The 10,727-nt window shown below is 71.1% G+C and carries 9 protein-coding genes; 5 read left to right on the plus strand and 4 right to left on the minus strand.

The genetic code is table 11. From position 1 onward, the window contains the following. Nucleotides 1-48 precede the first annotated feature (48 nt). A complete protein-coding gene (locus KUM32_RS29210) occupies nucleotides 49-1,347 on the minus strand; it encodes a M64 family metallopeptidase (RefSeq protein ID WP_217144970.1) in 1,299 nt (432 codons plus the stop codon). A gap of 295 nt (nucleotides 1,348-1,642) precedes the next feature. On the opposite strand from KUM32_RS29210, the gene KUM32_RS29215 reads away from it, so the two are divergent. Continuing rightward, nucleotides 1,643-3,091, plus strand: coding sequence for a cellulase family glycosylhydrolase (locus KUM32_RS29215; RefSeq protein ID WP_217144971.1), 1,449 nt, complete (start codon nucleotides 1,643-1,645; stop codon nucleotides 3,089-3,091). 103 nt (nucleotides 3,092-3,194) lie between these two features. After that, complete coding sequence (locus KUM32_RS29220; RefSeq protein ID WP_217144972.1) at nucleotides 3,195-4,724, plus strand: ricin-type beta-trefoil lectin domain protein; 1,530 nt, start codon at nucleotides 3,195-3,197, stop codon at nucleotides 4,722-4,724. A 96-nt stretch (nucleotides 4,725-4,820) separates the two neighbouring features. Here the strand turns inward: KUM32_RS29220 and KUM32_RS29225 are convergent, their stop codons facing one another. Then, nucleotides 4,821-5,405, minus strand: a complete 585-nt coding sequence (locus tag KUM32_RS29225) for a TetR-like C-terminal domain-containing protein (RefSeq protein ID WP_217144973.1) — start codon at nucleotides 5,403-5,405, stop codon at nucleotides 4,821-4,823. 99 nt (nucleotides 5,406-5,504) lie between these two features. On the opposite strand from KUM32_RS29225, the gene KUM32_RS29230 reads away from it, so the two are divergent. The 3 genes from KUM32_RS29230 (at nucleotide 5,505) to KUM32_RS29240 (ending at nucleotide 8,632) form a co-directional block, all read left to right on the plus strand. Next, nucleotides 5,505-6,749 carry an MFS transporter gene (locus tag KUM32_RS29230; RefSeq protein WP_217144974.1) on the plus strand — a complete coding sequence of 415 codons (1,245 nt, stop codon included), beginning with the start codon at nucleotides 5,505-5,507 and terminating at the stop codon, nucleotides 6,747-6,749. Nucleotides 6,750-7,136: 387 nt separating this feature from the next. Then, the gene (locus KUM32_RS29235) at nucleotides 7,137-7,700 is read left to right on the plus strand and encodes a hypothetical protein (RefSeq protein WP_254406293.1); all 564 of its coding nucleotides are present in this window, start codon (nucleotides 7,137-7,139) and stop codon (nucleotides 7,698-7,700) included. A gap of 455 nt (nucleotides 7,701-8,155) precedes the next feature. Further along, nucleotides 8,156-8,632: a hypothetical protein gene (locus KUM32_RS29240; RefSeq protein WP_217144975.1), complete on the plus strand. Its 477-nt coding sequence runs from the start codon at nucleotides 8,156-8,158 to the stop codon at nucleotides 8,630-8,632. A 147-nt stretch (nucleotides 8,633-8,779) separates the two neighbouring features. On the opposite strand, the gene KUM32_RS29245 is transcribed toward KUM32_RS29240, so the two are convergent. Both KUM32_RS29245 and KUM32_RS29250 read right to left on the minus strand, forming a co-directional pair. Then, nucleotides 8,780-9,241, minus strand: coding sequence for a VOC family protein (locus KUM32_RS29245; RefSeq protein ID WP_217144976.1), 462 nt, complete (start codon nucleotides 9,239-9,241; stop codon nucleotides 8,780-8,782). 214 nt (nucleotides 9,242-9,455) lie between these two features. Beyond that, nucleotides 9,456-10,496: a vWA domain-containing protein gene (locus KUM32_RS29250; RefSeq protein WP_217144977.1), complete on the minus strand. Its 1,041-nt coding sequence runs from the start codon at nucleotides 10,494-10,496 to the stop codon at nucleotides 9,456-9,458. Between the last annotated feature and the right edge of the window lie 231 nt (nucleotides 10,497-10,727).

The following is a 10,727-nucleotide window of genomic DNA, read 5'->3' on the forward strand; positions in this document are numbered from 1 at the left end:
GTGGGGTCCGGGTGCGGGGGACGGCGCGGTACGGGATGCCGTGCGGGGTCAGGGCGCCGTGTAGCCCAGGGTGTAGGAGCCCGCTCCGGAGGCGGAGCTGACCTGGTAGAGGTAGTGGCCCTCGGCTCCCCTGTGGGTCAGGGTGCCGTCGGAGCCGCTGGTGGCGACGGTGTGCCAGGCGGAGCCGCTCCAGTGCAGCAGCTGAAGGCGGAACGTGCTGCCGCCGGGGCCGGCGAGGCAGGCGCGGTGCGTGCCGGCGCCGGCGTGGAACGACGCGCCGCCGGGCTCGTAGGCGGTGCCGCCGGTGGTCAGGCTTCCGGTGCGCGAGGTCCTGTGGTCGGTGCACACGGGACCGGGGCCGGGGACAGGGCCGGTGGAGCCGCCGGTCTTGGCACTGATGGCCCGGTCCATGACGTCGAGGCCGATGAGGTTGAACGGCTTGTTGATGTTGCTCATGAGAGAGTCCCGCGACGGCCGGTAGACGCCTCGCTCGAACTGGTGGGCGCCCTCGTGGACGCCGATGACGCCCCCGTCGGGTGTGCTCTTCCCCAGGTACTTCGCCCACTTGGACCCGCGCGGGTCGGTGGTGACGTTGGGCTCGCTGGGCTCGGCGCCGGTGTAGGTGGTTCCGGGCGTGTAGTACTCGTCCGCCAGGCCGCCGACGGAGTGGCCGAGCTCGTGGAGGGCGATGCGGCCGGCCTGCGCGTTGCCGCCGGAGACGGTGGCGAGGCCGACGCTGGTGTAGCCGGCGCCGCCGTACTTGGTGCTGTTGCCGATGGCGATGACCGTGTCTACTCCGGGAGCCTGGTTGGCGTACTCCATGGCCTTGGACGTGTTCACGCACAGCAGCCGGTCCATGCCGCCACAGTTGAAGTTCATGTCGAGCGCGGTGTCGCGGTTGACGCCCGGGGCGGGGTCGTTGTCGACGCCGGACTCCTTGGAGACGACCTCGACCAGCCACACGTTGACCGAGTTGCGGTACTTGTCCCACGGCGCCGTGCCGGCGATCTCGTTCCACTTCGACTGGGCGTGCTGACGCATCAGGCCCGTCTCGGACGCCGTGTAGCCGTCGCCCACGATCACCATGTCGAACCGGGAGTCGGACGGCCCGGTCTTCTGGAGGGCGGTGACCTTGGTGGCGGCGGCCGCCTGGGCCTCGGGCCGGGTGACCGGAGGCTCGACCTGCTTCGGTATCCGCACCTGGGTGATCGTGCCGTCCGGCGAGAAGACCTCTCGCCATTCGGTGGGCCGCGCGGGGTCGGCCGCAGCGGTTCCCGCCGGCAGCGCTGCCATTGCCGTGGTGCACAGCGCGGCGACCGTCAGAAAGATCGAACTTCTTCGGCGCATCAGTATCCTATCTGGCCCTGCGTTTGTGTGAGCTTGTTTTCCGCGTTCTTTTCCGGAAAAGTGGAAACGCCATTGACCTGCGACGATGGGACCCCACACGGGTCCTTTCGGCTGCCCTGGGGGAAGCGCTGAAAGCCTTTCAGAAACGAGCTCTCCGCAGCCCTAAGAGGCTCTTACGGAGGCCTTAAGAAACGGCTCGGCTTTTCTTCCGGCCGGCCTCGGCGCCGGCCGTCTCCGGAGTCCGGTGCGGCTTGTCCGGCGCGTCCGCGCTCTTGAAAGCGCGTCAGTTCGCCTGATGGGATCTGCGGCACTGCCGACCGACCGTGCCGGAGGTCCCGTGTACCGCCGTCTGCTCGCCGCGCTCGTCTGCACCGTCCTGCTGTCCACCACAACCGCCCACGCGAAGGCCGCCGTCGAGGACCACCGGGACCCACCTCCCGGCATCCCCCGGATCACGGACGACCGGGGCCGCGTCCTGACCCTGCGCGGCTGGAACGTCGAGGACAAGACCCACCGCGGCGAGGCCGCCCTGTCCGCGATCGGCGAGCGCCACTTCCGGGACCTGCGGGACCGGGGCTTCAACTTCGCGCGGCTGCTGGTCTTCTGGGACGACCTCGAACCCGAGCGGGGCCGTTACAGCGAGCGGTACCTCCGCAGGATCGAACGCGTCCTGGACTGGGCGCACAAGTACCGCGTCCAGGTCCTGATCGACGCGCACCAGGACGTCTTCGGGCCCGCGTTCGGGCACCGGGGCATCCCCGGGTGGGCGACGAGGACCGACGGGCTGCCGTTCACCCCGCATCCCGACGACTGGTTCGCCGAGTACTTCGAACCGGCCGTGCAGCGCGCGTTCACCCACCTCTACGAGGACCCGGACCTGCGGCGCGCCCAGGCGGACATGTGGCGGGTGCTGGCCGGACGCCTCGGGGACCACCCGGCCGTCCTCGGCTACGACCTGATCAACGAGCCGATGGGCGAGATCGCGCCGGGCGAGGACCTGCCGACGGCGGCCCGCCGCATCGAGCGCGACCAGCTCACCCCCCTGTACGACCGCCTCGCCGACGCCGTCCGCTCCGTCGACGACGACTCCTGGATCTTCTTCGAACCGACCCCCGTCGTGGGGGAGGGCGTTCCCACCGGACTGGGCCGGATCGACGACCCGAAGGCCGTCTACGCGCCCCACTTCTACAACACGGCGATGGAGGCGGGCGCCGACTACGACCCCGCGGCCGGCTGGATCGAGGCGTACGAGTCCGCGGTGACGGCCTACCCGCGCCGGTACCGCGTCCCCGTCGTGGTGGGGGAGTGGGGCCCGCTCAACAACTCCCTGCCGAACATGGGGCGTTTCTACCGTGACGCCCTGGCGTCCCTGAACCGCTACAGCTCCGGCTGGGCGGGCTACGTCTGGTGCTACGGCGGCGGGTACTGCGCCGTCGACGCCGAGGGACGCTTCAGGACCAACAAGGAGCGGACCGCGGCGCCGTACGCCCCGGCGGTCGCCGGCCGGGTCACCGCCGAGGCGTACGAGCCGGACGGTGGTGCCTTCCGGCTGTCGTACCGGGCCGGGCGCGGTGTCACGGAGATCTCCGTGCCGCCCCGGGCGGGGGGCTGGCGCGTGGAGCTGACCGGGGCCGCCCGGACCGCCACGCCCGTGCTGCCCGGGGACCGCGCCGCGATCGCGCACGTACGGGCGCGGCCCGGCGCGCACGTCACCGTCGCCGTCACCCCGCGCGCGCCACGATGACCCGGGGTGGAGCGCAGAAGGTGAGCAACTGTCTTGTTTCCGGTGTTCCCACGGCGCCTACCGGCCAGTACAACCCCTGGTAACCCCACCACCAGGAGGTGCAGTGAAGGGCACACGGCACAGACACCACTGGCTGACGGCGGCTGCCGCCGCGGTGGCGGTGACATGCGGAACCGTCACCGCCGCGGCCCCCGCGCAGGCCGCCCGGCCCGGCCCCGCCGAGTCCGTCTCCTCCGTACCGCTCGCCCCCGAACTGGAGGCCGTCCGCGCGGCCGAGGCCACCAGGCTCTACGGAGACCCGGCGGAACGGCCCCTCGACGACCGCAGGACCAGCCTGGTCTCCCTCGGCGACAGCGAGATCTCGGGCGAGGGGATCGGTACCTACGAGCCCGGCACCAACGGCCCCGACAACTGGTGCCACCGCTCCCCGGAGGCGGCCATCCACCGCACCGGCATCCCCGCCGACCTCACCTTCGACGTGTCGTGCTCCGGCGCGTCCACCGGGAACATCCGTATCGGCGGCTCCCCGCAGTACGCCGACGAGCTCGTGCAGAGCGACAGTCTCGCGATCAAGGCGCGCAACACCCGCGTCAAGATGGTGGTGCTGGTCGCGGGAGCCAACGACGACCTCCAGTTCGGGCCCGTCATGACCGACTGCGTCACGCGCTACCTGCTCGCCCAGGGCCCCTGTGAACCCGAGTACGCCCCCGGCTGGCAGGCCCGCGTCGACGCTCTCGTGCCCAAGGTCGAGCAGACCGTGCGCGATCTGCGGAGCGTGATGAGCGACGCGGGTTACGCCGACGGCGACTACAAGCTCGTCGTCATGGGCTACCCCAGTCCCATCGGACCCGACTTCCGCGACAACCCGGACTTCTCCGGCAAGCTCGCCTGCGGCGGACTCGGCTACGACTCCGACACCGTCTGGGGCCGCGACAGCGCGGTCCCCGCCTTCGAACGCGGCATGCGCAGGGCCGCGGCCGCCACGGGTGCCCTCTACCTCGACAACTCCCGGCTCTTCCACGGCCACGAGGTCTGCATGGAGGACACCTGGGCCCGGGGCGCCTACATCGACCTCTCGAAGCCCGGTATGCCGGACGAGAACTCCCTGCGCCAGTCCTTCCACCCCAACGCCCGCGGCCACGCCGCCTTCGCCTCCTGCCTCACGCAGCTGTACGAGTCGGGTGCCGGCGAGGCGAGTTGCGCGGACGTCGACTCCTCCGGGAAGCCGGTGCTCTTCCCGTACGCCTGGGACACGGTCTTCCGGCCGCTGACGAACCGGGCGACCGGCACCTGCGTGGACGTCGGCGCAGCCGCGAGCGCCAACGGCACCCGCGTCCTCGGCTGGGAGTGCCACGGTGGCCGCAACCAGGGCTGGTGGTACGACTCCGCGCGCGGCACGCTCCACACCGAGCTGACCCAGGACCGCTGTCTGGACGTCCCCGACACCAGGTATCCGGCCGGTACGGGCCTGGTCCTGTGGAACTGCCACGGCGGGACGCACCAGAAGTTCGTCCGTGACGGGGCGACGATCCGGCCGACGGCCGCGCGGGGACTCTGCCTCACCCTGGCGGGCCCGGGCGAGCCGCTGCGGATCCAGAACTGCGACGGTTCGGCGCACCAGCGCTTCGCGTAGCGGGCACCACGCGCATCCGCTGCCCCCACCCGGCCGCGCCCGCCTGCCCGACGGCGGCGAGCGGCCGGGTGGGGGTCGTGCGCCGGGGGAGGGGGGTCACTCCGGCAGCAGGTGCGACACGAGGGTGCGTGTCCACTCGGGGGTGAGGGGCAGGTCGGTGAAGACGGCGCGGTAGTAGAGGGGGGCGACCACGGCGTCCGTGGTGTGCCCGGGGGACGGGGGCTGTCCGCCCCGGGCGCGTTCCCGGTCGAGGATGGCTTCGAGCTGCTGCTGGCGCTCTCCGCGGCAGGCGGCGGCGCCCTGTTCTCCGCCCGCGCCGATGGTGGCGCGTACCAGGGCGAGGGTGTCCGGGTCGCCGAGGTCCTTGGCGAGGTCGGACGCGTAGCGTTCCAGGTCCCCGCGCAGGCTCCCGGTGTCCGGCACCACGAACTCGCCGGCGAAGCGGCTGGTCGTGACGTCGGCGAGCAGCTCGCCGACGGAGCCCCAGCGGCGGTAGACCGTGGTGGCGTGCACGCCCGCGCGGGCGGCCACGACCGGGATCGTCAGCGGTTCCCGGGCCTCGTCCGCGACCAGTTCCCTGACGGCCCGGTGGACGGCCGCCCGGACTCGGGCGGACCGGCCGCCGGGCCGGCTGCCGCCGTGGGGTGCGGGCGTGGACGGAGCAGGCGTCGGAGCAGGCATATGTCCATTATTGCATTGATCATTGCTTTATTAGTGCAGCGATCGCTGCGTTTGTGTTACGTTCGAATCTGCTAACGCAACGATCACTGCGAGGCTTGCATGTCTGTCGAATCCCCTGACGTCGCACCGCCCGACGGCGGTGCGCACCGCGCGCCGTGGAAGGGTGCCTTCACCTGCGTGGCCGCGATCCTCGTCCTCTTCCTGGCCGCTTCCAGCGCGCCGTCCCCGCTCTACGTGATCTACCAGCAGCAATGGCAGTTCTCGGCGTGGGTGCTGACCGGTGTCTTCGCCCTCTACGTCTTCGGCCTGCTGGGCTCGTTGCTGATCGTCGGAGCGCTGTCGGACCATCTCGGCCGCCGGCCGGTGCTGGCCGCGGCGGTCGCGCTGGAAGCGGTCGCGCTCGTCCTCTTCCTGGTCGCCGGGAACGTGCTCGTCCTGTCTGCCGCCCGGGTACTGCAGGGCATCGCGACCGGGGCGGCGACGACCGCTCTGAGCGCGGCCCTTGTCGACCTCGAGCCGTCACGGGGGCGGGCGGGCGTCGTCAGCTCGGTGGCTCCCCTGACCGGGCTCGCTCTGGGCGCGCTCGGCAGCGGTGTGCTGGTGGAGTTCGGACCCGCCCCGACCCGGCTGGTCTACGCGCTGCTGCTCGGCGCGATGGTGCCGGCGGCCGCGGTCGTCGCCCTCATGCCGGAGACCTCGCTCCGCCGGCCGGGAGCCCTCGCCTCGCTGCGCCCACGGGTCGCGATGCCCGCGCACCTGCGCGCGGACATCGTCCCGGTGGTGCCGGCGATGATCGCCACCTGGGCCCTGGGCGGGATGTACCTCTCGCTCGGCCCGTCCGTCGCCGCGGGGCTGCTGGGGCTGCACAACCACCTGGTCGGCGGCGTCGTCGTGACGCTCCTGGCGGGAACCGGGGCGCTCGCGGTCTTCCTGCTCCGTTCCCGTTCGGCGTCCTGGCTGCTGGCCCCCTCGTCCGCCCTGCTCGGGCTCGGGACCCTGATGTCGCTCGCCGGGGTGGTGGAGGGGCTCGTCTGGCTCTCCGCCGCCGGCACCCTTGTCGCGGGGGTCGGCTTCGGCGCGTCGGCGCTGGCGACGTTCGGCACCTTCGCCCGGATCGCCAGGCCGCACGAGCGCAGCGAGGTCTTCGCCCTGGCGAACATCATCAACTACCTGGGCAACAGCGTGCCCGCCGTACTCGGAGGGATCGCCGTCACCGCCCTCGGGCTGAGGACCGCCACCGAGATCTACGCGGTGGCGATCGTGGTGATCACCTTCTCCGCCCTCGTCCTGCGTCTGAACCAGGTACGGGCGCAGCGCCGCGCCGCCATGGCCCCGTGCGGCTGAGGCGCCGGTGCCGACGGGACGACCCGGCTCCCCCGTGCCCTCCTCCACGGTGGGGCGTGCGGCGGCCGACGCGCCGCTGAGCAGGTCTCAGTTCCCCGGCCCGCCAGCTCGTCGTCTCCTGCTGCCGCCGGGAGTGAGGAGGCGTCAGGAGATCACTCCTAAGGGCTAATTGTCAGTCAATAAGTAAATGTGAGCTGGTAGTTGACGCCCCGTCCGGGCCCGGAGGTCGGGTATGCCCGCGTCCCACGTCCCCCGTTCGGCCCCCTATTGCCATCTCTTCCGATTTTCCCGAAATGACAGTTATGGGAGGCGTGAGTACGTTCAATCACGCACGGCTTTCACCGCCGCGCTCTCTGACTCTGAGACAGGAGAAGAAACGACATGATCATGTCCCGTTCTTCAGGGATCACCGCGGCTGTCGCGGCCGCCGCGGCGCTGACCGCGACCGGCATCACCTACGCCACCGCTGCTCCCGACTCCGAGGCGGTCCCGGCTGTCGTCCAGCAGGCGCCCCTGGGCGGCGACCCCGGGACCAGCAACAGCGGCAACAGCAGCAAGGGCAACGAGGGCAGCAGCAAGGGCAACGAGGGCAACAACGGCAAGGGCAACGGCGAGGGCCACAACCAGGGCCACAACCAGGGCGGCCGGGACCACGACGACCGCGACCGCGGCTGGATCCAGATCAACGAGCGGTCCTACTCCGCTCACTCGAGCGGCTGCGTGGTCGTCGCCAGTGGCCTGGGCTCCCGAAGCCTGAACATCCGTAACGACAGCCGCAAGACCATCGAGGTCTTCAGCGGACTGACCTGCGACAACGGCTCTCCCATCGCCACCGTCGGACCGCACAGCTCCGCGAACGGCGTGACCCCCGACTGCGTCGAGGGCGTCGTCGTGAAGGACGGCGTGGTCGGCAGCTTCCGCGTCGTCGAGCACGGCAAGGGCAACTACTGAGCCCGCTCGCCCCAGGATGCGCACGAAGCGGAACCCCGGCCCGCCGTAATCGGGCCGGGGCTCCACCACCAGGCGCATGACGCGGAATCCCGGCCCGCCGTAATCGGGCCGGGGTTCTCGTCCGGGCGCGGGCCCGGAGCACTCCCGGGGGTGCCCGCCGCCGCCTTCACCCGACGTACCATGCGCCTGCCACGCCATCCTAGGGCCGCACGGCAGGCGCTGCGAGACTGCCCGGTGCGCCGCCTCCCACCTCACCGGCCCGCGTGCCAGGCGACTCCCGCTGGAACATCTTCCGTTGAGCCCTGTGCCCGAGGATCGGCCACCGGTCCTCACCGGCCGTCGGGTGCGCCCGAACGGGTGGACGCCCCGAGCCCCACCCCTGGCGCGGCACCCTCCCGCGGACCCGTGACCGTACGCGACGCCTTCCCCACCGACGACACGACGGGAGGAGTGAGATGAGCATCTGCCTGGTGGAGGACGCGAGCGACGACACCTATGTCCTGGACATCCTCGACATCGCCCTGGCTCCCGCGCTGCCACGCCTCGGCCACCGGCTCCGCTGGGACATGGAGGCCCGTCTGAGGGAAGCCGTCGACCTGACCCGGGTCACCTGTGAGGTGATCATGAAGATCGGTCCGGTGAAGATGCTGGACAGGACCTATCGGCTGCCCGAGCTGCTGGCGTGCATGGGCGCGTGCCTCTCCGGGGACCTGAGGCCGCCCGCCGGGCCGTGGAAGCAGACGTGGCACCTGCGCGTCCCCAGGGCGGTGCCGGTGGCCAGGCACCGTATCCACCTGCGTGCGCGGACGGTGGACGGCAAGGCCTTCTTCGCGTTGAACATCCCCCTCGACTTCAGTCACCGGTACCACCCCGCCGCCACCGGCCCGGCGAACCGTCCCGGTTTCGACGAGCACCTCAGCTGGTCGCTGTGACCTGTGCCGGCCTCGGGGAACGCGCGCTCACGGAGAGCCACGGGGACCTGGTCCCCCATGGGCGCGCGTCCTGACCCGCCCCGGCCCGCCCACGACGCGGCGCTGCCCACGACCCGTCCGCCACGCCGGTCGACGTGCCGGGCCGTGTCAGTCCAGGCAGAATTCGTTGCCCTCCGGGTCGGTCATCACGATGAAGCCGGCGCTCATCGGGGGAGCGGGCTCGAAGCGGCGCACCCGTGCCGCTCCCAGCGCGACCAGCCGGTCGCACTCGGCCTCCAGGGCCGCCATCCGCTCCTCTCCCCGCAGTCCGGGAGCCGCGCGGACGTCGAGGTGGACGCGGTTTTTGACGGCCTTGTCCTCCGGAACCCGCTGGAAGAACACCCGCGGGCCGTGCCCGTCGGGGTCCTCGATGGCCGATTTCGCGTTGCGCTCCTCCTCCGGTACACCGATCCGCTCGAGGAATCCGTCCCAGGCGGCCAGCGGGTCGGCGCCCTCGGGCAGGTCGACCCCGGGCGGGCCGGGGTGCACGTAGTCCAGTGCCTCGCACCAGAAGGACGACAGCGCCCGCGGGTCGTGACAGTCGAAGGTGATCTGGATGTGGCGGCCCATCAGGCGGCTCCGTTCGTATCGCGTCTCGTGGGCCGGCGGAGGTCGCACGGCAGGCAGACCTCGCACCGGTGGTGGATCAGCTCGCGGTGAAAGTGCGGTACCAGGTCGGCATCGGGGCCGACGGGACCGGCTGCGGGAAGGCGAAGCCGGTCGTGCGGTCGCGGCGGCACGTGGTTCCCCGCGCCCACCGCCCGCAGCCACCGGCTCCGCCGCGTCAGAGCATGAACAGCAGACGCGTGTTCGGTACGAGCTTCCGGTTCACGCTGGTGCTCTGCACGAAGATCGTGAAGTCGGCGTTGTGATCCGGCTTGACGCGGACCTCCACGTCCGGCAGGCCGAGCAGCGCTCGGGCCTCGGGCCCCGTGTACACCCGGTCCGACTTCTTCTCCAGCACCGCGATCTGCTTCCGCGCCTGGATCTTCTCCGACTTGCTCAACTCGTAGAACGCGGCACCGGTGCGGTACGTGTGGCCGCTTTCGACGACCCAGTCCCGGATCGCCGCGTCACGGGCCACCGGTATCAGCCGGTACTCCGACGGATCCACCGGGGTGAGGCCGACCGCCTTGATGGTGTTCTCGTTGACCGCGTCCGCACCCGTGGAGAACACCGCCCGCGAGCCACGGATGCCCTGGGCGCGACCCACCATGAACTTCTCGGTGGCCTGCTGGATGACCTGCCCGGCCTCCTCAAGACCCTGCGTGCTCGTGGCGTCCCAGATGGCGACGTTGTCCTTCGGGAAACCGCACTGCATGGCCTCGCGCTTGCCCATCTGGTCCGGCACGAGGACGGCCAGCGTCCAGTTGTCCTGCTGCGACTCGATCATCTGGGCCACGGCCTCGACCAGTTGACGCGGATCCCTGGCAGGGGCGTCCGGGCAGCGGTGACTCGCGTTCTCCTGCCCGTCGGTGAGGACGAACGTCAGGAAGCTGTGGTCGCCGTACAGCTGGGCCGTCTGCGCCAGCTCCCGCTGCGACTTCAGCGCGGCTGCCAGCAGAGCCGTCATCCCGCCGACCCGGTACAGCTGCTTCAGGGACGGCATCCGCAGCACGTCCTTGTCGTAGATGACGCACTCCACCTTGTCGGCGAAGACGTACACCGTGACACGGGTCTCCTGGTCCAGCTCCCTCGACCGGCGGGCGAGGTACGCGATCTGCTGGTCGGCGACTTCGACGACCTTACGGCTCAGGCGCGCCATGGACGAACTGGCATCCAGCACAAGAGCGACGTGATTGATGTAGTTCTGACTACCGGACATGACAGCTCCCCCTCGTTCCGACGTGGTGCTTTCACCCTCTCACCCACCACTGACAATCGGTCTCGGCCCGGACGGCGGCGAGCTGGGGGAGCGTCAGGTCGGCGCCCGGCGTCCGGAGTCGTGGGGGAGACCCTCCGGAGCTCTGCCGACGGTCCCCCCCCCACCCGCCCGTGCCGTGTCGTGTCAGGGCTGGGTGTCGAGCCACTCCTGGAAGGTGGGACCGGCGAGCTT

The organism is Streptomyces sp. AC627_RSS907 (assembly GCF_019049165.1).